The following is a 19037-nucleotide window of genomic DNA, read 5'->3' as shown; positions in this document are numbered from 1 at the left end:
CTAGCGAACTACGGAGTTGCCGAACGTGCCGGGAGAATTTTGTGCACCGAATTGGTCGGACCGCGCGGGCGGGCCGCGCCGGCAAAGCGATTGCGTTTTGTGCGCCTGACGAGCTTGGCGATTTCCGCGCGATTGAAAAAGTGATGAAACTGTCGATCCCGATTGCCACGGCGGCCTCTTGGGCCCATGCCGACGCGAAAGCCCCGGCAAAGGCCAAACAAGGCGGCGGTCGTCGTCGGGGTGGTCCCGGTGGCGGCGGCGGCTTTGGCGGCGGCAATGGTGGCGGTCAGCGTCGCGGCGGCGGTGGCTTTGGCAAACCCGGCGGCGCGCCGAAAGCGGCCAATGGCGGACGCCCCCAGCGCAACCGTGGTCGTAGCGCTGAGGCGTAAATCGGCATTAAGAACCTGATAGAATTGAAAAAAGAAGCGGCTTTGGCCGCTTCTTTTGCGTTTGGATCAGAGGCCTGATCTCTTAGATAGCCTCGCGAACAAGGCAAAGCGACCCTTTAGGTCACCTCATGCTCCAAATGCAATTTCATCGAAATCAGCACATGTTGCAGTTCAAGCGTCTCACGCAAAAGCCGTTTTGCTTCGTTGATGGTGATGATCCCATCCTCGATGGCACCGGAATATTCGGCCATCAGCATCGCAAAACGCTGCGACAGGGCCACGACATCGGTGTTGACTCCACCGTTGCCCGCACGCGCGCCCTCGTTGCGCGCCGCATCATAGGAGAGGGCCACGCCTTTCAGTTCTGCCAAGGCGGAAGTGACATGTGGGTAGCTCGCCGCCGATTCCAGTTGGGCCACAGCGTCCACGGGCATAAAACGATCAGCATGTTCCTCAGACGTTGAATAATACCGACCTAAAGTGGCCTTGGATTTTCCAGTCAAGGCACATGCGGCCTCAAGCCCAACGTCTTTGACCAAAGCCTCAGTGTGCTTTTTCAAATAATTTCCAGCTGCGTCCATAAACACCGTCCTAACACGAACCACGACCCATTCTTTGGGACATTCCCCCGATGGGGAATTCACCCCACCCTTTCCCATTAAATTCCTAAATATCACATGACATACAAGTGTCTACCTGCCGTTGCAGGGAATTCATCAGTATCCGATGCCTTAAAACATCGGGTCGGGTGGAAGCCAGTTTGGGAAGGACGTTGCGTCAACACTGTCAGATCTCGGCACCCTCATCCCCTGCCCATCTGGGCAACCGCCGGTTCTTACTTGGATGTGTCCCCCTCTTCCGGCTTCCACCCGTTCGTGTTCCGAGGTGGCCTTACTATACATTCTGACCGCGAGAACGGGTAGAATTTTTCGCTTAGCCCCCCCGAGGCATCTTGATCCCAACCAGCCCTTTCTGGCACACCGCCGCCATGGCAAAACTCTATTTCCAATATTCCACGATGAACGCAGGCAAATCGACCCTGCTGCTTCAGGCGTCTTATAATTATCGCGAACGCGGTATGGAGACCTATTTGATCACGGCGCGGTTTGATCATCGCGCCGGAGAAGGTCACATCGCCAGCCGGATCGGCATCGGCGAAGAGGCGGATACGTTTGACGAGGGTGATGATCTGTTTGCCAAGATCAACGATCGCCTGGCGCAAGGCTCCGTGGCCTGCGTCTTTATCGACGAAGCCCAGTTTTTGACCAAGGATCAGGTCTGGCAATTGGCCCGCGTGGTCGATGATTTGAACGTACCGGTGATGGCCTACGGCTTGCGCGTCGATTTTCAGGGCAATTTGTTTCCCGGCTCTGCCGCCCTTTTGGCGCTGGCTGACGAGATGCGCGAAGTGCGCACGATTTGCCATTGCGGGAAAAAAGCAACGATGGTGGTGCGCATGTCGGAGAGTGGCATGGTGTTGACCGAAGGGGCGCAGGTCGAGATTGGCGGTAACGAGCGCTACGTGTCGCTGTGCCGCCGCCATTGGCGCGAGGCCGTGGGCGATCGGGCCGATTGAGCCCGATCTGAGTGTTTAGGTCACGGTAAAGACAGCGGCAAAGATCAATGCATCCGCCCGCCGTTGGGCACCGACAGGTTGGGCTGGGCCAAAACCACCGCACCGTTTTCATCGGGAAAACCCAACACCAAGACTTCCGACATGAAGGGGCCGATTTGGCGGGGTGGAAAATTCACCACCGCCATGACCTGTTGGCCAATCAGGGTTTCGGGCGTGTAATGCACGGTGATCTGGGCCGATGTTTTTTTCTCGCCCACATCAGGCCCGAAGTCGATCCACAGCTTGATCGCGGGCTTGCGCGCCTCGGGGAAGGGTTCGGCGCGCAGGACGGTGCCGACGCGTATGTCGACGGCGAGAAAATCGTCAAAACTGATAGGATCGCTCATCAGGCCAGTTCCTCGTCGCGTGTGATCGCAGCGGCAACGGCGCGCTCCATCAGAGGCACGAATCCGTCCGTCTCATCCATCAAGACCCGCAGCGCCTCGGCGGTGACGCCCCCCGGAGAGGTCACGTTGATGCGCAACTGTGCCGGGCCTTCGTCCGAGTCTTCGGCCAATTGCCCTGCGCCACCCACGGTCGCTTTGGCCAATTGCATCGCCATATCTGCGGACAAACCCGCCTTTTCACCGGCCAAAGCCATAGCTTCGATGAGGTGGAACACATAGGCCGGACCACAGCCGGAAATCGCCGTCAAAGGCCGGATTTGCGCCTCGGTGTCGAGCCGCACCACCTGTCCCACTGCTTTGAGCAAGCCTTCGGCCATATCAAGGGCAGCACCCGAAACCTTGGCATTGCCAACGATCCCGGTGATGCCGCGCCCGATGGCGGCGGGGGTGTTTGGCATGGCGCGAATGATCGGCGTGTCTGCGCCCAACATGGTCTCATAAGTGGCAATGGAAATCCCGGCGGCCACGGTCAGGAACACAGTGTCGCCATTGCCAAGCTTTTGCAGCGTGGGCAAGGCATCGCCCATCATTTGCGGTTTGACCGCGACCAAAACGATGGCGGGATTGGCGGGCAGATCGGTGTTGAGCGCCACGCCGGTCGATTGCAGCCACTCAGAGGGATGTGGATCAAGCACGGTGACCGAGCTGGGCGGCAGACCACCCGCGAGCCAGCCCTTGAGCATGGCCGAGCCCATTTTCCCGCAGCCCAAAAGCACGAGCCCTCGTGTTTTCAAATCGTCCATGATCGTATCCTTCACCTTGGCCAAAAAAAGACCCCCTGAGGGGTCAGGGGGCACTTTATCAATCCTCATTCCGAGTGCAACGCACTGAGGCCTTGCGTTTCTGCGCGGGCACCTTGCCCGACGCTCTCATGGGGCCTTGCATTTCTGCGCGCAGCTTACGCCCGACCATAGGCCTCGCAAATGGCGACTTCCATCGCCTCGGCGGGCGTCCGATCCGACCAAGCGGCCAATTGGAAGGCCGGGTAAAACCGCTCAGACGCGCCCACTGCAGCCCCGATCAGACGGTCGACCTGTTCCGGCCCAGCGATTTGACCGCCCGAGAGCACCAAACCATAACGATAAACCATCAGATGTTGTTCCGGCCAATAGGTGAAAGCGCCAGTCCAAATCTGATCATTGGCGCGATTGAGCACCTCATAGATGTGCGGCAGCTTGTCTTCGGGCGGCTCCATTTCAAAGGTGCAGATCAGACGCAGGGTCTCGTCAAAATCAGACCATGCGAGCGTGAGCGAATAGGTGCGCCACTGACCCTCGACCGCCATGGCGATCTGATCTTCGGTCACCCGATCGAATTCCCAATCATTGTGTTCGGCCAAATGCTCGCACAGGTCGATCGGATGGATTTCGCTGGAAAAATTTTGCTCAATAAACGACATACGCGGCCTCGTCTGTTTGCGTCCTGTGGCCTGCGCGACATCCCCGTAACGACCACTAAGACTTGGTGCCTGCTCTAGGGGCGGCGGGTTTACCGCGTTCCCTTACCAGATATGGTGTGCGCAAAGCACTGGGCCTGTAAAGCGAAATATTTATGTTATCCCCAGCAATCGACGCTCATCCACAGCTTGCCCATTTTTTTCCACAGAGCTGTAACCCCGCCTGTGGACAAGAAAAAAGGCCCCCGAAACGGGAGCCTGATCGCCGGGCACAGGCCCGGTCATAATGCTGGAAAAGGCGGTCGGTTTGACCCGAGCCCCTCAGACCTTTTTCTTGCGTTCCATCATGTCGAGCCGTTTTTTCAACTCTTCATTCTCTTCGCGGGCCTTTTGCGCCATGGCGCGCACCGCGTCGAATTCATCGCGGGTGACGAAATCGCGGTCGGCCAACCAGCGGTCCACCAAACCTTTGAGCGCGGTGTCCGCCTCTTCTTTCGCTCCCTGAGCCACGCCCATGGCGTTGGTCATCAACTGGGAGATGTCATCGAGGATCTTGTTGCGGGTTTGCATGGCTGTCTCCGAAACGCATTCGTGAATATCTCTTCCCTATATGGGGGGCAAAAGGGCAAATCACAAGGTTGACTTCCCCGCCGCTCTTGAGACAGTTGCGCCATGTTTCAAATGATCCCCGCCGTGATACAATTCCCCGACCTGTCGCCCATCTTGTTTGAGCTGGACCTTGGACCGATTCACTTTGCGCTGCATTGGTATGCGCTGGCCTATATCGGTGGTTTTCTGATCGGCTGGCTGCTGATCATGCGCGCGCTCAAAACGCCGCGGCTTTGGCCGAATGACACTCCACCGATGGATCGCAGCGCGTTCGAAGACCTGCTGACATGGCTGATTTTGGGCGTCATCGTCGGCGGGCGTCTGGGCTATGTGTTGTTTTACAAACCGGGTTATTACCTCTCCCATCCGATTGAAATCCCGATGGTGTGGCAAGGCGGCATGGCCTTTCATGGCGGTTTCATTGGCGTCGTGATTGCCGCAGCCCTGTGGGGCCGCAAACACAAAGTGCCGCTTGGCTCGCTCGCCGACATGTTGGCGATGGCCACGCCTCCGGGCCTGATGCTGGGGCGGATCGCCAATTTCGTGAATGCGGAATTGTGGGGCAAACCGTGGGACGGCCCTTGGGCGGTGATTTTTCCCGGCGATGCAGCACAGGCCTGTGCCACACTGAGCGCCCCCTGCGCCCGCCACCCCTCGCAACTCTATGAGGCGGGGATGGAGGGGCTGATTCTGGGCAGCCTGTTGTTGGTGATGGTTTGGGGATTTCGCGCCTTCAAACGTCCGGGCCTTGTCGCGGGCGTGTTTTTTGCGGGCTATGGCCTATCGCGCTTTATCGTTGAGTTTTTCCGCCAAGCCGACGGCCAATTCATCACCGCAACCAACCCCAACGGCGCCGTGTTTGCCGGGATGCAAATGGGCCAACTTCTGTCCCTGCCGATGATCCTGATCGGCGTGTTTTTCGCCGTCCGGGCGCTGCGTGGACCGCGCCCCGCATGACCCAGATGACGCCGCTTGCCGATCTTTTGATCCGTCGTATTCGCCATGCCGGACCGATGTCTTTGGCGGACTTCATGTCCGACTGCCTGCTGCATCCCGACCACGGCTATTACACCACGCGCGATCCCTTGGGCGCAGGCGGAGATTTCACCACAGCGCCGGAAATCAGCCAGATGTTTGGCGAGATGATCGGGCTATGTTTGGCGCAAAGCTGGCTAGGCCAAGGCGCGCCCACGCCGTTTACCCTCGCCGAGATCGGCCCCGGACGCGGCACCTTGACGGCCGACATTTTGCGCGTGACCAAAGCCGTGCCGGGCCTGCACGCCGCAATGAAAGTACATTTGATCGAGGCCTCTCCCACCCTGAAAGCCGCGCAGGCCAAGACGTTGGCCGCCTATAACGTCACATGGCTTGAGAGTGTGGCGGACCTGCCCGAGTTGCCTTTGTGGCTGGTCGCCAACGAGTTTTTCGACGCCCTGCCGATCCGCCAGTTCACCCGCGATGGCGCGGGCTGGCGCGAGACACATGTGGGATTGCTCAACGGTGCCTTGACCCTTGGCCTCTCCGCCGCCACCCCCATGCCAGAGCTGGCACACAGATTGAACGACACCAAAGACGGCGACATCGTCGAGACCTGCCCCGCAAGCACGCCGATTGTGACCGAGATCGCCACGCGCATTGCACGACATGGCGGTGCGGCGCTCTTTGTCGATTATGGCGATTGGCGCTCGCTGGGGGATACGTTTCAGGCGCTTGAGGCGCATCAGATGGTCGATCCTCTCATTCGGCCCGGTTGCGCCGACCTCACCGCCCATGTGGATTTCGACGCCTTGGCGCGCGCGGCGCAAAGTGCAGGCGCGGTGGCATCTCAGATGATCCCGCAAGGGATGCTCTTGGGACGGCTCGGGATCTCCGCGCGCGCCGAAGCGCTTGCCACAAAGTTGAGCGGTGATGCCCTTAAATCTCACATCGCCGCATTTGACAGGTTGACCTCACCCGCAGAAATGGGAACGCTTTTCAAAGCACTCGCCCTCGCCCCCACAGCCAAATTACTGCCTCCAGGATTTGACGCATGAGCCTTGAAATCATCACCTCCGACGCGCTCAATGGCGTGACACACGGGTTTTTCACCCGCAAAGGCGGGGCCTCTTCGGGGGTGTTTGAGGGGCTGAACTGTGGGCTTGGCTCCACCGATCAATCCGACATCGTAAAAATCAACCGCGCGCGGGTGGCCAAGGCCATGGATCTGACACCGGATCAGCTCTGCGCCGCGCATCAAATCCACTCCGCCGATGTGGCGATTGTCACCGGACCGCAAAGCGGCGATGTTCCAAAGGCCGATGCTTTGGTCACCGATCAACCGGGATTGGCCTTGGTGATCCTCACCGCCGATTGCCAGCCGGTGCTGTTTGCCGATCGTGACACCGGCGTCATTGGCGCGGCCCATGCTGGGTGGAAAGGCGCGGCGGCCGGAGTGTTGGAGGCCACGATTGAAGCGATGGAAACATTGGGGGCAAAACGGGAGGCGATCACCGCCGTCATCGGCCCGTCGATTTCCCAACGCGCCTATGAGGTTGGTCCTGAATTCTTTGAAGATTTCTATGCCGAGAACCCGATCTACGCGCGGTTTTTCACCAATGGCTCAGGCGACCGCTACCTCTTTGACCTTCCGGCTTTTGGGTTATATCGCCTGCGCGAAGCGGGGGTTGGCCATGCCGAATGGACCCGCCATTGCACCTATTTCGACCCGTCCCGGTTTTATTCCTACCGCCGCTCGGTGCATCGCAAAGAGGCGGATTACGGGCGACTCATATCGGTGATCCGGCTTTAAGACGACCGAACTTTCGGGCCTGGGGCAGGCGCGGCCCCGGCGCATTGTGGCACGAATGCGGCGTAGCCTTGCCCTATTTTTGCCCGAAACAATCCCCAAAACTTGCGCCTATTGTTTCCAAGGTTTGGAAATTAACCTTACATTCTCCATGGTTAACGCGACATCTCCGCTCTGCGCACCATCGACATACTCTCCCACACATCTCGCCAAATTTTCTGCCCCATACGCCGCATTTTTGCCGAAGCCTCCCTGCATATTGGCAGCAACAAAACGGTAAACCGGGCCGAGCGCCCCGATGACATAAAGTGAGAGCAGAGATGAAAAACCGCCGTTGGATGAAATCAATGATCGCCGAAGCCAAAAAGACCGACGTGCAAATGCCATGGGCCCGTGGCCTACGCCGCGATGCGTTCATTGCCAAAAAGACCGGCGTACGGTCGATGAAACTCGTCGCTTCGGCCTAAATCGATTCGCCGCTTTTTCCTTCGGACAGGGGCGCAGCGGGTAAGGTCACCGCAGGATTGCATCAGATTTGAGAAACAATGAAACGGCGGGCCAGCGGACTGGGTCCGCCGTTAACCGTAATTAGATAAAATTTTTGACAATGCATACGAAACCGGGTGATCGTTGACGCACTGTTCCGGTGGGGGCCGACACAGTGACGAGGTGACCTATGTCGCAGCCCCTAAGAGGTGCATCCATAGCGATGCGCCAGGCCCATACCGTTGCCGATCCGGGTCTCTCTCATCATGACAGATCAGGTCAGCCCGCGTGGACGGTGAGGCGCACCCGTCCCTATGAACGCCCCGCCGATCAGCCCACCGTCATGCGGCGCAGCTATGATATTCAATGGCTTGCAGCAAACGGTGACATTCGCGATGCGGCGCTGTCGGCCCCGGCCCTGCCCATCTTTGAAGCCGCCTTTAATGCCTTTGCCCGTGGCGCGTTGATCCCCACCCCCATGGGACCCGTCGCGATCGAAGACCTGCTGCCCGGCGATCAAGTGGAGACCGTCGAAGGCGATGTGCAGACGGTAAGATGGATCGGCTCGATGCAGATCGACACAGGTGGCACACGCGCGCAGGACGCAAAACCTGAACGCCTGTACCGGATCACCGCCGACACCTTTGGTCTTGGCCGCCCGTCACCGGATTTGATGCTGGGGGCAGGCGCTCGCTATCTCTACCGCGCCCAGGCGCTCAAATCCTATCTTGACACGACCCAAGCGCTGGCCCCTGTGCCCAGTCTGGTGGATGGGGTTTCTGTGATCGAAGTGACGCCGATGTCCTCCGTGCGCAGCTACCATATTGGCCTCAGCCAGCATCGGTTGATCCGCGTCAACGGGGTCGAACTTGAGAGCTATCATCCGGGCACCACGGCGTCGCGCCAATTGCCAAGCGAGCTGCGGGCGCAATTCATGGCGCTGTTTCCGCATTTGGACGGGCTTGGGGCCTTTGGCGCGATGTCCTATCCGCGCCTGTCACCGACCGATTTGATCATGTTAGACAAAGCCTGATCGCCGCAGATCTCCACGCCTTTCGATCCCAATCCCTCCAGGTGGCGATCAAAGAAAACGGCCCGGCCAAAAGGCACGGGCCGTTTTTCATCTATGGGGTGGACAGGCCGCGTTAGGCGTTTTGCGCCAAACGGGCTTCGAGCACTTCAAATGGCACACCCGGTTCATCCTTGGCACAGCGGATCACCAGTGAGGTTTTGACGCTGGCGACATTCTCGGTCGACAACAGCTCTCCGGTGAGGAAACTTTGAAAGGTCGACAGGTCGGGTGCCACGCATTTGAGGATGAAATCCACCTCGCCGTTCAACATGTGACATTCGCGGACCAAGGGCCATTCGCGGCATTTCGCTTCGAATTTCGACAGATCGACCTCGGCCTGACTTTGCAGCCCGACCATGGCAAACACCTGAACCTCAAAATTCAGTGCCCGCGCATCGACGACCGCGTGGTAGCCTTTGATGTAGCCGCTCTCTTCCAAGGTGCGCACCCGGCGCAGGCAGGGCGGCGCGGAAATCCCCACACGTTTGGCCAACTCAACGTTGGTCATCCGACCGTCGGCCTGTAATTCAGCAAGGATTTTACGGTCGATGTCGTCGAGCTTGTGAGGGGGCATGTTTTTCTCCGGTCTTTTTGGCCAAATCGGGCATGTTTTTCGAAACATGTGCGCAGGCGGCTCCGCGCGCAACATTCTTTCTCATTTAAGCAAGATCATTTCAAGAGGATTTCACCGAAGAGATGATCAAGATCGCAGCACATGCCCATGCTTTCAGCCAAAATCGGCCAAATCCGCCATCAAAACGGACCTTATTCCGCTGAATGGGGCAACACGGTCGCACAAGCGCTGCGCCGTTTTGAACGCCCATCCGCGCAGAAAGGAACAGCCAACGGGGTTTGCGCTACGCCGCAGTCATGCCTATATCGGAGCCAACACGACAGATCCCAAGAAAGAGGCCCCAAAATGGCGGACACGAAACACACCAAAGTTCTGATCATCGGGTCAGGTCCGGCGGGTTACACGGCGGGCGTTTATGCCTCCCGCGCGATGTTGTCTCCGATCCTTGTGCAAGGAATGGAGCCGGGCGGGCAATTGACCACCACGACCGAGGTCGAAAACTGGCCGGGCGAAAGCGAAATTCAAGGCCCCGAGTTGATGGTCAAGATGCAAGAGCACGCCAAAGCCATGGGCACGGAGATCATTTCCGACCTGATCACCGAGCTCGACACCGATGTGCGCCCTTTCGTGGCCAAAAGCGACAGCGGCACGATCTACACGGCGGATGCGGTGATTTTGGCCACGGGGGCGCGGGCAAAATGGCTTGGGCTCGACTCTGAGGAGGCGTTCAAGGGCTTTGGCGTCTCGGCCTGTGCCACCTGTGACGGGTTCTTTTACCGCGGCATGGAGATCGTTGTGATCGGCGGCGGCAATACGGCAGTCGAAGAAGCGCTGTTTTTGACCAATTTCGCCTCGAAAGTGACGCTGATCCATCGCCGCGACAGCTTGCGGGCGGAAAAAATCCTGATTGATCGGTTGATGAAGAATGAGAAAATTCATCCGCTCTGGAATCACGAATTGGTTGAAGTTTTTGGCGACGAAGCCCCGCTCAAAGGCGTCAACGGCGTGCGCGCCCGCAATGTCAAAACCGGAGAAATCACCGAAATTCCGGCCAAAGGCGTGTTTGTCGCCATTGGGCACGCTCCCGCGACGGAGTTGGTCAAGGGTAAATTGGAACTGCACAACGGCGGCTATGTGAAGGTGAAACCGGGATCGACCGAAACCTCAATCCCCGGTGTGTTTGCAGCGGGTGATTTGACCGATCACAAATACCGCCAAGCGGTGACAAGCGCAGGCATGGGCTGTATGGCCGCCCTTGACGCCGAACATTGGCTTGCCGCCCAAGAGTAAGCTCCGCCATGCCACATACTGCCCGCCCGAAACTGAGTCGCTCCCACGGGCGGCCCGGTCTCTGACGGGCAGCATGCGGTGTCTATGAAAATGACGAAACCGGGATATTGATCTCTCAAGATCGACATTTGTCGGAAAATTGGTCGGAATAGATCAAAGAATGAGGCCTTTGAGCCTCATTTCATCTTTCTGCACCTGCAGCATGTTGATTTTCATGCCGAGCTCAGGCTAATCGGACGAGATTGACCCGATCAGGGTCAATTATTGTACATCGTCGAACTGTCCAGCCAAAAAAGGCCTTCCGTATGTCCCAAAACCTTGCACCGATCCCTGAGCTTTACGTCTCTTATGAGAGCGCACAAAAGCTGAAAGTTGAGGCCGCCAATCTCGTAAGCTGGGACTTGACCCCGCGCCAGATTTGCGACCTTGAGTTGCTGATGAACGGTGGGTTTAACCCGCTCAAAGGGTTTCTGACCGAGGCCGATTATGATGGTGTCGTCGACAACATGCGTCTGGCGGACGGAACGCTTTGGCCGATGCCGATCACACTGGATGTGTCCGAAGCCTTCGCTGAAGCCCTCGAAGACGGCCAAGACATCGCGCTGCGCGACCAAGAGGGCGTGATTCTTGCGACGATGACGGTCACCGATAATTGGGTGCCGAACAAAGCGAAAGAGGCCGCGAGCGTCTTTGGCGCGGATGATGACGCCCACCCGGCCGTGAATTACCTTCACAACACCGCCGGCAAAGTCTACCTCGGCGGTCCGATCACCGGCATTCAACAGCCGGTGCATTACGATTTCCGTGGCCGTCGCGACACGCCGAACGAACTGCGTGCCTATTTCCGCAAAATGGGCTGGCGCAAAGTTGTGGCCTTCCAAACCCGCAACCCGTTGCACCGCGCGCACCAGGAACTGACCTTCCGCGCCGCGAAAGAAGCCCAGGCCAACCTTTTGATTCATCCGGTCGTTGGCATGACCAAACCGGGCGACGTGGATCACTTCACCCGCGTGCGTTGCTACGAGGCCGTGCTGGACAAATACCCGGCCTCGACCACTGCGATGTCGCTTTTGCCGCTGGCCATGCGTATGGCGGGTCCCCGCGAAGCTGTGTGGCACGGCTTGATCCGCGCCAACTACGGCTGTACCCATTTCATCGTCGGTCGTGACCACGCAGGCCCCGGCAACAATTCCAAAGGCGAAGATTTCTATGGCCCCTATGATGCGCAGGACCTGTTCCGCGAGCATCAAGAGGAAATGGGCATCGAAATGGTCGACTTCAAACACATGGTTTGGGTCCAGGAGCGCGCTCAGTACGAAGCCATTGACGAGATCGAAGACAAGGATAAAATCACCATCCTGAACATCTCCGGCACCGAACTGCGTCGTCGCTTGGCCGAAGGTCTTGAAATCCCGGAATGGTTCTCTTTCCCGGAAGTTGTGAAAGAGCTGCGCCGCACCAAACCGCCGCGCTCTAAACAGGGGTTCACCGTGTTCTTCACCGGTTTCTCTGGCTCTGGCAAATCCACCATCGCCAACGCTTTGATGGTTAAACTGATGGAAATGGGCGGGCGCCCGGTCACGCTCCTCGATGGCGACATCGTGCGTAAAAACCTGTCCTCTGAGCTGGGTTTCTCGAAAGAGCACCGTGACCTGAACATCCGCCGCATCGGCTATGTTGCCTCTGAGATCACCAAAAATGGCGGCATCGCCATCTGTGCGCCGATCGCACCCTATGCAACGACCCGCCGCGCCGTGCGCGAAGATGTCGAAGCCTTTGGTGCCTTTGTCGAAGTCCATGTCGCGACCTCGATCGAAGAATGTGAAAAACGTGATCGCAAGGGGCTCTACAAACTGGCCCGCGAAGGCAAGATCAAAGAATTCACCGGGATTTCAGATCCTTACGATGTCCCGGAAAAACCCGAACTGCGCGTGGATACGGTTGGTGCCGATGTCGACAACTGTGCGCATCAGGTGATTTTGAAACTCGAAGCCATGGGTCTGATTGCCGCTCAATAACAACCCAACGCCTTTGTCATGAAAAAGCCCCGGTCCTGAGGATCGGGGCTTTTTGCGTAATCAGCGCGAGAGATCTCAGCGCAGTGACATCCGTTTGAGCAGATTGTCTTTCAAAATGAACTGATGATAGAGCGCCGCCGCGACGTGAACGAGGATGAGCAGGACGGTCAGGTTGACCAAAACCTCATGGACGTCGCCTGCAATCTTGACCCCAAGGAACCAAGCGGACGCCCCCGCCATTGGCGTCAGGATCATGGTCGCATACAGACCGACATGCACGAGTTGCGCGGCTTTTTCCATCAAAGGGTGCGGCGCGGGCGGCATGGCGGGCGCGCCTTGGATCAGACGAACAAGGACGCGCAGGATCATCAAGACAAGCGTGACAACACCCACGATCACATGGAATTTGGCGGTGAGAGTGTCATTCACCCCCGTCTTCAAGAACGCATCAAGCGCACGCCCCATGCCATCAGAGACGATATAGTTAAACGCAAAGGTCAAAACGACGGCCCAGTGCAACAGCTTTTGCAGCATGGAATAAGATTGGGAGGTTTTCATATGACGCTCACTCTCAGGTCAGTTGGGGAAAGACCGAGCGTGCCGGCTCGGTGGTGCCTGACCTAGAGATAGGGATAAAAGCCCCCCAAGCGCAAATACTGTTTTGGCTTTTTAGGGGGACTATACCTTGGGTTTACCCGGTTTGGCGCAGGATTCGGGTCTTTAAAGTCTTTTGCATCTTTCCTGAATCAGGAAATTTGCAAAAGTCCCACGCGCCTTCGAAGTTGCGGGCGCTTTGCTCCTGATCTTAATCAGATCAAAAGCAAAACGCTTTAGTGCACATTCACCGGCGCGTAGTCATGTTCACGCGCCAAAGCGAAAGCCAAAGGAAGATTGGCAACAAGCGCAAGCCGTGTGCCCTCAGCGTCATTCACCGAATAGATATGGTCGAGACCCTCGGCCTGACTTTGCACCTCTTTGGGCAAATCAGACACGGCAACGGGACGTACATAGACAATTTTTTCCTCTGATCCGACGCCTGCCGCCGGGAAATGTGGGTATGAAGCATTCATGGGCTTATCCCTTCCGTATTTGAATGGTTTGAACAACGCTTTCGGCCACGGCGCGATTGAGATCTATGTGCAATAGCCCGTTTTCCGTTGACGCACCGGTGACTTCGACCCCATCGGCCAACACGAAAGCACGCTGAAACTGACGGCCCGCGATGCCACGATGTAGGAAAACCCGCGTCTCCGCATCCTCGGCTTGGCGTCCACGCACAACCAATTGCCGGTCCTCCAGCGTGATCGACAGGTCCGCATCCGAAAACCCAGCCACGGCAAGGGTGATCCGATAGGTGTGATCGGAGGATTGTTCAATATTATAAGGCGGATAAGCCCCCGCGTCCGATTTTGCGGTGCGTTCCACCAAACGTTCCAATTGGTCGAAGCCCAATAAAAACGGATGGGCGCCAAAACTTACTTTCGTCATTACACGTCCTCTCCCAGAAGCGACTGTGTTCCATCAAGGGCCCCAAAAGCGGCGGCCCTTTGGTTAAGATATGGGAGTTGCAACGCGGGCTTCAAGAGAGGCGAGCAGAGTGCTTTGAGTTTTGAAAGTTTAGGAGTAGAGTTGAAACAGACCGTGCGCCCGCAATATTGGCGGCGACAACAGACCAGAAAAACAGATAGAGACAACGCGATGAACGTGTCCAACCGAATGGATCATAACGACGTGCTTCGGGTGAAACTTGAAGTGCTCAAACGCGAACATCGTGATCTTGATGTCGCCATTGAAGCGATGCAGCAAACCGGTCATTTGGATGCCCTGCGGCTTCAGCGAATGAAAAAGCAAAAGCTGTCGCTCAAGGACCGGATCGCGGTCATCGAAGATGAAATCACTCCAGATATCATCGCCTGAAGCGGCTTTTCCAAACGTCCCGTTGCGAAAAATCGGCTGCACGTTATAAGGCGGGCGAGTGCAACACATCGCGAACCTATCTTCTGAGGGATCAATCATATGAGCGTCGACGTCGGCATCATTATGGGCAGCCAATCCGATTGGCCGACCATGAAACGCGCAGCGGAAATTCTGGACGAATTGGGCATCTCTTATGAGGCAAAAATCGTCTCCGCCCACCGCACGCCGGACCGGCTTTGGAGCTATGGCAAAGAGGCTGCAGACCGGGGTCTCAAAGTGATCATCGCGGGGGCCGGCGGGGCGGCGCATTTACCCGGCATGATGGCGTCGAAAACCCGCATCCCCGTGGTCGGCGTGCCGGTGCAAACCCGCGCCTTGTCCGGCGTTGATAGCCTCTATTCCATCGTTCAAATGCCCAAGGGCTTTCCGGTCGCCACCATGGCCATTGGCGAAGCGGGCGCAGCCAATGCCGGCCTGATGGCCGCAGGCATTTTGGCGATCACCGATGCGGGTTTGGCCGTGCGCCTGGATGCGTGGCGCGACGCCCTCTCTGCCTCTATCCCGGATGAGCCCACGGATGACTGATGTGACCCCCCTCCCCTCTGGCACAACCATCGGCATTTTGGGCGGTGGTCAACTGGGCCGCATGTTGTCGGTCGCCGCCTCCCGTCTGGGATTCAAAACCTGCGTGTTCGAACCCGGCGGCGATTGCCCGGCCTCCCATGTCGCCAACGCTCATGTCCAGGCTGGCTATGACGACGTCGAGGCATTGAAAACATTCGCGCAGTCGGTCGATGTGGTGACCTATGAGTTCGAAAACGTGCCAACGTCGGCGCTTGATCTGATCGAATCCATCGTTCCGATCCGCCCAAACCGCAAAGCCTTGGCCGTGTCGCAAGACCGTTTGGCGGAAAAGGCATTTTTGTCGGGTTTGGGCCTGACGGTCGCCCCCTTTGCCGCCGTCGATGACGCGGTCGATTTGGCCGAAGCCATTGCCGAAATTGGCACCCCCGCCATCCTGAAAACCCGCCGCTTTGGCTATGACGGCAAAGGTCAGGCGCGGATCATGTCGCCCGACGATGCCCCGCAAGCGCTGGCCGATATGGCAGGCGCTTCGGCAGTTTTGGAAGGCTTCGTCAGCTTTACCCATGAGGTATCGGTGATTGCCGCGCGCGGTCAGGCGGGGGATATTTCCTGTTTCGATCCGGGTGAAAACGTCCACACCAACGGCATTTTGCACACCACCACGGTGCCCGCACGCCTCTCCCCCGCCCAACGCACCGACGCTGTGCTTTTGGCCGCTAAAATATTGAATGCGCTGGATTATGTCGGCGTCATGGGGGTCGAACTCTTTGTCACACCGCAAGGGCTTGTGGTCAATGAAGTCGCGCCGCGCGTGCACAATTCGGGCCATTGGACCCAAAACGGCTGTGTGATTGATCAGTTCGAACAACATATCCGCGCCGTGGTCGGTTGGCCCTTGGGCGACGGAACGCGCCACTCCAATGTGGAGATGCTCAATCTCATCGGCGACGATGTGGACCGCATGCCCGAGTTTGCCAAAAACAGCGCTGTCGCGATCCACCTTTATGGCAAAGCGGATGCGAAACCGGGCCGTAAAATGGGCCATGTGAACACGGTCTTGGGGCCTGCGAGCTAAACCGCTTTAGGTGACAAGGTTCTCATTGAGACGCGTGTAGGCATTAGGGTAGATCAATCGCTCAGATTGCATCCCGGTGCCCGGCGCAATCGGATAGAGCGAGGTGTATTCGGAGGCAAAAGGCGTTTCCAAACGCGATGCCGCCAGCGTTGAAAACCCAACTCGATGGAAATAGGCCGGATCACCGACAACGACCACAGCTTTGGCGCCTTCGCGCTTGGCATGGTTCATGCCACGGGTCACCAATTCACGCCCCATCCCACGTTTGTGACGGTTGGGAGAAACCGCCAAAATCGACAGCGCCCACCAATCTTGCGGCACAATCATGCGTGCGCAACAAATATAACCGATAATCCGCCCGTCTTCGACTGCCACGCGCTCCATCGCGACCGCGTCTTCCTGACGCAATGCCAGAGCAAATCGGTACATCTCCGGCCCGCCGAAAGTGCCGTCCAACAAGATGGACAGCGGCAAATCATCGTCAGAGGTCAGGGGGCGCAAGAACATGTCTATATCTCTAAAAGGGTTGTTAAAACTTTGCAGGGCGAGCGCGGGGCATGCAAGCGGCAACTGGCTTATCTTTGTAAAATCATAGGACTGAGGCGAATATGTTGTTTTTCTGGGCAGGCAGGGTGCGACATATGGCATCAAGAAAGTTTTTTCGCCCCCACCGCACTTAACGCGCCCCACATCTTTGGTGCCCGCACCAGAACCAACCCGGACAAAGAGATAAGGGCCGCCCGAAAGCGACCCTTAGATGATTTAGCGATTGGGCTGAGACCAAGCGATTTCCGAGTGGAAATCCCTTACATCATGCCGCCCATGCCACCCATGCCGCCCATGTCGGGCATACCGCCATTGCCGCCATCTTTCGACGGCTTGTCGGCGATCATGGCTTCGGTGGTGATCAGCAAACCAGCGATGGAAGACGCATCTTCCAAAGCGGTGCGGGTCACTTTGGCCGGGTCGATCACACCGAACGCGAACATGTCGCCATATTCTTCGGTTTGAGCGTTGAAGCCAAAGGTAAGGTCGGTGGATTCGCGCACTTTGCCAGCCACAACAGCGCCATCGACGCCAGCGTTTTCAGCAATCTGACGCAGCGGAGCTTCGAGCGCACGGCGCACGATGGCGATACCGGCGTTCTGATCGGAGTTTTCACCGGTCAGACCTTCGAGCACTTTACCAGCCTGAACCAGAGCCACACCACCGCCAACGACGATGCCTTCTTGGACAGCGGCGCGGGTTGCGTTGAGAGCATCGTCCACACGGTCTTTGCGCTCTTTCACTTCGACCTCGGTCATGCCGCCAACGCGGATCACGGCCACACCACCAGCGAGTTTGGCCACGCGCTCCTGGAGTTTTTCGCGATCGTAGTCAGAGGTGGTTTCTTCGATCTGGGTGCGGATCTGAGCCACGCGAGCTTCGATCTCGGCCTTGGCGCCTGCGCCATCAACGATGGTGGTTTCGTCTTTGGTGATCGAGATTTTCTTGGCGGAACCGAGCATGTCCATGGTGACATTTTCGAGTTTCATGCCGAGATCTTCGGAGATCACCTGACCACCGGTGAGGATCGCGATGTCTTGCAACATGGCTTTGCGGCGATCGCCGAAACCCGGTGCTTTGACAGCTGCGATTTTCAGACCGCCGCGCAGTTTGTTGACCACGAGGGTTGCAAGCGCTTCGCCTTCCACATCTTCAGCGATGATGAGAAGCGGCTTTTGCGACTGGATGACCTGCTCGAGAAGCGGCACCATCGGCTGCAGCGAAGAGAGTTTTTTCTCGTGCAAAAGCACGATGCAATCTTCGAGTTCTGCGATCATTTTGTCCGGGTTGGTGACAAAATACGGGGACAGGTAGCCACGGTCGAACTGCATGCCTTCGACCACGGTGGTCTCGGTTTCCATGCCTTTGTTTTCTTCGACAGTGATGACGCCGTCGTTGCCGACTTTCTGCATCGCATCGGCGATTTGACGACCGATTTCAGCTTCGCCGTTGGCGGAGATGGTGCCAACCTGAGCCACTTCGGCAGTGTCGCTCACCGGACGAGACGCGTCTTTGATCGCCTGAACGACTTTGAGGGTCGCAAGGTCGATCCCGCGCTTCAGGTCCATCGGGTTCAGACCAGCAGCAACCTGCTTGAGGCCTTCTTTGATGATCGCCTGAGCAAGCACGGTGGCGGTGGTGGTACCGTCGCCAGCTTCGTCATTGGTACGCGAGGCCACTTCTTTGACCATCTGCGCGCCCATGTTTTCGAACTTGTCTTCGAGATCAATCTCTTTGGCAACCGACACACCGTCTTTGGTGATGCGCGGCGACCCGAAGGATTTTTCGATGACAACGTTACGGCCTTTCGGGCCGAGGGTCACTTTAACAGCATCTGCGAGGATGTTCACGCCACGCAGCATGCGGTTGCGTGCATCGACGTCGAATTTGACTTCTTTAGCCATGGTAAGCTCCTGAATTCAGGTGAAAGGAAAAGGGGGGCGATCTCAGGCGATGATGCCGAGAATGTCCGACTCTTTCATGATGAGCAGTTCTTCGCCCTCAACGGTGATTTCGGTGCCGGACCATTTGCCGAACAGAACGATGTCACCTGCTTTGACGCTCGGCGCGATCAACTCGCCGCTGTCTTTACGTGCGCCTTCACCAACGGAGACGATTTCGCCTTCGGCCGGTTTTTCTTTTGCGCTATCGGGGATGATCAGGCCGCCCTTGGTTTTTTCATCGCCTTCAACGCGACGAACTACAACGCGGTCATGCAGCGGTTTAAATGCCATCTTCGAGGCTCCCTTGCTCAAAGTTTCAGTTGTCAGCAC

Annotated in this window: 23 protein-coding genes and 1 pseudogene; 12 read left to right on the top strand and 12 right to left on the bottom strand. The window is 57.5% G+C overall.

Annotation, left to right across the window (positions count from 1 at the left end):
• Nucleotides 1-389, top strand: a pseudogene (locus C8029_RS21865) (DEAD/DEAH box helicase); the annotation flags it as partial.
• 116 nt (nucleotides 390-505) lie between these two features.
• Here C8029_RS21865 and C8029_RS21860 read toward each other — a convergent pair.
• Entirely contained in the window at nucleotides 506-970 is a 465-nt protein-coding gene (locus tag C8029_RS21860; protein ID WP_009573010.1) for a hypothetical protein, read from the bottom strand.
• 407 nt (nucleotides 971-1377) lie between these two features.
• On the opposite strand from C8029_RS21860, the gene C8029_RS21855 reads away from it, so the two are divergent.
• Nucleotides 1378-1965, top strand: a complete 588-nt coding sequence (locus tag C8029_RS21855) for a thymidine kinase (RefSeq protein WP_009573009.1) — start codon at nucleotides 1378-1380, stop codon at nucleotides 1963-1965.
• Between the two features lie 44 nt (nucleotides 1966-2009).
• On the opposite strand, the gene C8029_RS21850 is transcribed toward C8029_RS21855, so the two are convergent.
• The 4 genes from C8029_RS21850 to C8029_RS21835 all read right to left on the bottom strand — a co-directional run bounded on the left by C8029_RS21850 (nucleotide 2010) and on the right by C8029_RS21835 (nucleotide 4377).
• Entirely contained in the window at nucleotides 2010-2351 is a 342-nt protein-coding gene (locus C8029_RS21850; protein ID WP_009573008.1) for a tRNA-binding protein, read from the bottom strand.
• Complete coding sequence (gene proC, locus C8029_RS21845; protein ID WP_152003738.1) at nucleotides 2351-3154, bottom strand: pyrroline-5-carboxylate reductase; 804 nt, start codon at nucleotides 3152-3154, stop codon at nucleotides 2351-2353. Before proC ends, C8029_RS21850 begins: the two co-directional genes overlap by 1 nt.
• 155 nt (nucleotides 3155-3309) lie before the next feature.
• A complete protein-coding gene (locus C8029_RS21840; protein ID WP_009573006.1) occupies nucleotides 3310-3810 on the bottom strand; it encodes a type III secretion system chaperone family protein in 501 nt (166 codons plus the stop codon).
• A 318-nt stretch (nucleotides 3811-4128) separates the two neighbouring features.
• Entirely contained in the window at nucleotides 4129-4377 is a 249-nt protein-coding gene (locus C8029_RS21835) for an accessory factor UbiK family protein (RefSeq protein ID WP_009573005.1), read from the bottom strand.
• A 102-nt stretch (nucleotides 4378-4479) separates the two neighbouring features.
• Between C8029_RS21835 and lgt the strand changes: the two genes are divergently transcribed.
• The 5 genes from lgt (at nucleotide 4480) to C8029_RS21815 (ending at nucleotide 8720) form a co-directional block, all read left to right on the top strand.
• Nucleotides 4480-5373, top strand: a complete 894-nt coding sequence (gene lgt, locus C8029_RS21830; RefSeq protein ID WP_009573004.1) for a prolipoprotein diacylglyceryl transferase — start codon at nucleotides 4480-4482, stop codon at nucleotides 5371-5373.
• Entirely contained in the window at nucleotides 5370-6449 is a 1080-nt protein-coding gene (locus tag C8029_RS21825; protein ID WP_152003737.1) for a class I SAM-dependent methyltransferase, read from the top strand. Before lgt ends, C8029_RS21825 begins: the two co-directional genes overlap by 4 nt.
• The gene (gene pgeF, locus C8029_RS21820; protein WP_152003736.1) at nucleotides 6446-7204 is read left to right on the top strand and encodes a peptidoglycan editing factor PgeF; all 759 of its coding nucleotides are present in this window, start codon (nucleotides 6446-6448) and stop codon (nucleotides 7202-7204) included. The genes C8029_RS21825 and pgeF overlap by 4 nt, the downstream gene beginning before the upstream one ends.
• A 317-nt stretch (nucleotides 7205-7521) precedes the next feature.
• On the top strand, nucleotides 7522-7668 hold the full coding sequence (locus C8029_RS22175) for a hypothetical protein (RefSeq protein ID WP_193217713.1): 147 nt from the start codon (nucleotides 7522-7524) through the stop codon (nucleotides 7666-7668).
• Between the two features lie 242 nt (nucleotides 7669-7910).
• Nucleotides 7911-8720 (top strand): Hint domain-containing protein, encoded by an 810-nt coding sequence (locus C8029_RS21815; protein ID WP_193217712.1) that lies wholly within the window; start codon nucleotides 7911-7913, stop codon nucleotides 8718-8720.
• A gap of 112 nt (nucleotides 8721-8832) precedes the next feature.
• Here the strand turns inward: C8029_RS21815 and C8029_RS21810 are convergent, their stop codons facing one another.
• A complete protein-coding gene (locus C8029_RS21810; protein WP_009573000.1) occupies nucleotides 8833-9333 on the bottom strand; it encodes an Lrp/AsnC family transcriptional regulator in 501 nt (166 codons plus the stop codon).
• 345 nt (nucleotides 9334-9678) lie between these two features.
• On the opposite strand from C8029_RS21810, the gene trxB reads away from it, so the two are divergent.
• Both trxB and C8029_RS21800 read left to right on the top strand, forming a co-directional pair.
• Complete coding sequence (trxB, locus tag C8029_RS21805; protein ID WP_009572999.1) at nucleotides 9679-10623, top strand: thioredoxin-disulfide reductase; 945 nt, start codon at nucleotides 9679-9681, stop codon at nucleotides 10621-10623.
• A gap of 305 nt (nucleotides 10624-10928) precedes the next feature.
• Nucleotides 10929-12641, top strand: coding sequence for a bifunctional sulfate adenylyltransferase/adenylylsulfate kinase (locus C8029_RS21800; RefSeq protein ID WP_009572998.1), 1713 nt, complete (start codon nucleotides 10929-10931; stop codon nucleotides 12639-12641).
• Nucleotides 12642-12716: 75 nt separating this feature from the next.
• Here C8029_RS21800 and C8029_RS21795 read toward each other — a convergent pair whose 3' ends face one another.
• The 3 genes from C8029_RS21795 to C8029_RS21785 all read right to left on the bottom strand — a co-directional run bounded on the left by C8029_RS21795 (nucleotide 12717) and on the right by C8029_RS21785 (nucleotide 14129).
• Nucleotides 12717-13199, bottom strand: coding sequence for a cytochrome b (locus tag C8029_RS21795; RefSeq protein WP_009572997.1), 483 nt, complete (start codon nucleotides 13197-13199; stop codon nucleotides 12717-12719).
• A gap of 272 nt (nucleotides 13200-13471) precedes the next feature.
• A complete protein-coding gene (locus C8029_RS21790) occupies nucleotides 13472-13711 on the bottom strand; it encodes a DUF1150 family protein (protein WP_009572996.1) in 240 nt (79 codons plus the stop codon).
• 4 nt (nucleotides 13712-13715) lie between these two features.
• Nucleotides 13716-14129, bottom strand: coding sequence for an Hsp20 family protein (locus C8029_RS21785; protein WP_009572995.1), 414 nt, complete (start codon nucleotides 14127-14129; stop codon nucleotides 13716-13718).
• A 210-nt stretch (nucleotides 14130-14339) separates the two neighbouring features.
• On the opposite strand from C8029_RS21785, the gene C8029_RS21780 reads away from it, so the two are divergent.
• The 3 genes from C8029_RS21780 to C8029_RS21770 all read left to right on the top strand — a co-directional run bounded on the left by C8029_RS21780 (nucleotide 14340) and on the right by C8029_RS21770 (nucleotide 16218).
• Nucleotides 14340-14558 (top strand): YdcH family protein, encoded by a 219-nt coding sequence (locus tag C8029_RS21780; protein ID WP_074645749.1) that lies wholly within the window; start codon nucleotides 14340-14342, stop codon nucleotides 14556-14558.
• Nucleotides 14559-14657: 99 nt separating this feature from the next.
• Complete coding sequence (gene purE / locus C8029_RS21775; RefSeq protein ID WP_009572993.1) at nucleotides 14658-15143, top strand: 5-(carboxyamino)imidazole ribonucleotide mutase; 486 nt, start codon at nucleotides 14658-14660, stop codon at nucleotides 15141-15143.
• Nucleotides 15136-16218, top strand: coding sequence for a 5-(carboxyamino)imidazole ribonucleotide synthase (locus C8029_RS21770; RefSeq protein WP_152003734.1), 1083 nt, complete (start codon nucleotides 15136-15138; stop codon nucleotides 16216-16218). Before purE ends, C8029_RS21770 begins: the two co-directional genes overlap by 8 nt.
• Nucleotides 16219-16224: 6 nt before the next feature.
• Here C8029_RS21770 and C8029_RS21765 read toward each other — a convergent pair whose 3' ends face one another.
• From C8029_RS21765 to C8029_RS21755, 3 genes are all read right to left on the bottom strand, one after another.
• Nucleotides 16225-16725 (bottom strand): GNAT family N-acetyltransferase, encoded by a 501-nt coding sequence (locus C8029_RS21765; RefSeq protein ID WP_009572991.1) that lies wholly within the window; start codon nucleotides 16723-16725, stop codon nucleotides 16225-16227.
• Between the two features lie 299 nt (nucleotides 16726-17024).
• Nucleotides 17025-18668 carry a chaperonin GroEL gene (gene groL, locus C8029_RS21760; protein WP_009572990.1) on the bottom strand — a complete coding sequence of 548 codons (1644 nt, stop codon included), beginning with the start codon at nucleotides 18666-18668 and terminating at the stop codon, nucleotides 17025-17027.
• 42 nt (nucleotides 18669-18710) lie between these two features.
• Nucleotides 18711-18998, bottom strand: coding sequence for a co-chaperone GroES (locus tag C8029_RS21755; protein ID WP_009572989.1), 288 nt, complete (start codon nucleotides 18996-18998; stop codon nucleotides 18711-18713).
• Between the last annotated feature and the right edge of the window lie 39 nt (nucleotides 18999-19037).

Origin of the sequence: Roseobacter sp. TSBP12, from assembly GCF_009129705.1 — a bacterium.
GTDB classification, from domain to species: domain Bacteria; phylum Pseudomonadota; class Alphaproteobacteria; order Rhodobacterales; family Rhodobacteraceae; genus Celeribacter; species Celeribacter baekdonensis_A.
The sequence above is the reverse complement of the archived record's forward strand: the minus strand, read 5'-3'. Positions and strand labels throughout refer to the sequence as shown.

Coding starts and splice junctions, on each gene's coding strand:
- C8029_RS21835 (WP_009573005.1), bottom strand. CDS start 4,377: ATGCAAACCCGCAACAAGATCCTCGATGACATCTCCCAGTTGATGACC.
- C8029_RS21785 (WP_009572995.1), bottom strand. CDS start 14,129: ATGACGAAAGTAAGTTTTGGCGCCCATCCGTTTTTATTGGGCTTCGAC.
- C8029_RS21825 (WP_152003737.1), top strand. CDS start 5,370: ATGACCCAGATGACGCCGCTTGCCGATCTTTTGATCCGTCGTATTCGC.
- C8029_RS21850 (WP_009573008.1), bottom strand. CDS start 2,351: ATGAGCGATCCTATCAGTTTTGACGATTTTCTCGCCGTCGACATACGC.
- C8029_RS21795 (WP_009572997.1), bottom strand. CDS start 13,199: ATGAAAACCTCCCAATCTTATTCCATGCTGCAAAAGCTGTTGCACTGG.
- C8029_RS21755 (WP_009572989.1), bottom strand. CDS start 18,998: ATGGCATTTAAACCGCTGCATGACCGCGTTGTAGTTCGTCGCGTTGAA.
- pgeF (WP_152003736.1), top strand. CDS start 6,446: ATGAGCCTTGAAATCATCACCTCCGACGCGCTCAATGGCGTGACACAC.
- C8029_RS21815 (WP_193217712.1), top strand. CDS start 7,911: ATGCGCCAGGCCCATACCGTTGCCGATCCGGGTCTCTCTCATCATGAC.
- C8029_RS21840 (WP_009573006.1), bottom strand. CDS start 3,810: ATGTCGTTTATTGAGCAAAATTTTTCCAGCGAAATCCATCCGATCGAC.
- C8029_RS21765 (WP_009572991.1), bottom strand. CDS start 16,725: ATGTTCTTGCGCCCCCTGACCTCTGACGATGATTTGCCGCTGTCCATC.
- C8029_RS21780 (WP_074645749.1), top strand. CDS start 14,340: ATGAACGTGTCCAACCGAATGGATCATAACGACGTGCTTCGGGTGAAA.
- C8029_RS21790 (WP_009572996.1), bottom strand. CDS start 13,711: ATGAATGCTTCATACCCACATTTCCCGGCGGCAGGCGTCGGATCAGAG.
- proC (WP_152003738.1), bottom strand. CDS start 3,154: ATGGACGATTTGAAAACACGAGGGCTCGTGCTTTTGGGCTGCGGGAAA.
- C8029_RS21860 (WP_009573010.1), bottom strand. CDS start 970: ATGGACGCAGCTGGAAATTATTTGAAAAAGCACACTGAGGCTTTGGTC.
- C8029_RS21800 (WP_009572998.1), top strand. CDS start 10,929: ATGTCCCAAAACCTTGCACCGATCCCTGAGCTTTACGTCTCTTATGAG.
- C8029_RS21770 (WP_152003734.1), top strand. CDS start 15,136: ATGACTGATGTGACCCCCCTCCCCTCTGGCACAACCATCGGCATTTTG.
- purE (WP_009572993.1), top strand. CDS start 14,658: ATGAGCGTCGACGTCGGCATCATTATGGGCAGCCAATCCGATTGGCCG.
- C8029_RS22175 (WP_193217713.1), top strand. CDS start 7,522: ATGAAAAACCGCCGTTGGATGAAATCAATGATCGCCGAAGCCAAAAAG.
- C8029_RS21855 (WP_009573009.1), top strand. CDS start 1,378: ATGGCAAAACTCTATTTCCAATATTCCACGATGAACGCAGGCAAATCG.
- groL (WP_009572990.1), bottom strand. CDS start 18,668: ATGGCTAAAGAAGTCAAATTCGACGTCGATGCACGCAACCGCATGCTG.
- trxB (WP_009572999.1), top strand. CDS start 9,679: ATGGCGGACACGAAACACACCAAAGTTCTGATCATCGGGTCAGGTCCG.
- lgt (WP_009573004.1), top strand. CDS start 4,480: ATGTTTCAAATGATCCCCGCCGTGATACAATTCCCCGACCTGTCGCCC.
- C8029_RS21810 (WP_009573000.1), bottom strand. CDS start 9,333: ATGCCCCCTCACAAGCTCGACGACATCGACCGTAAAATCCTTGCTGAA.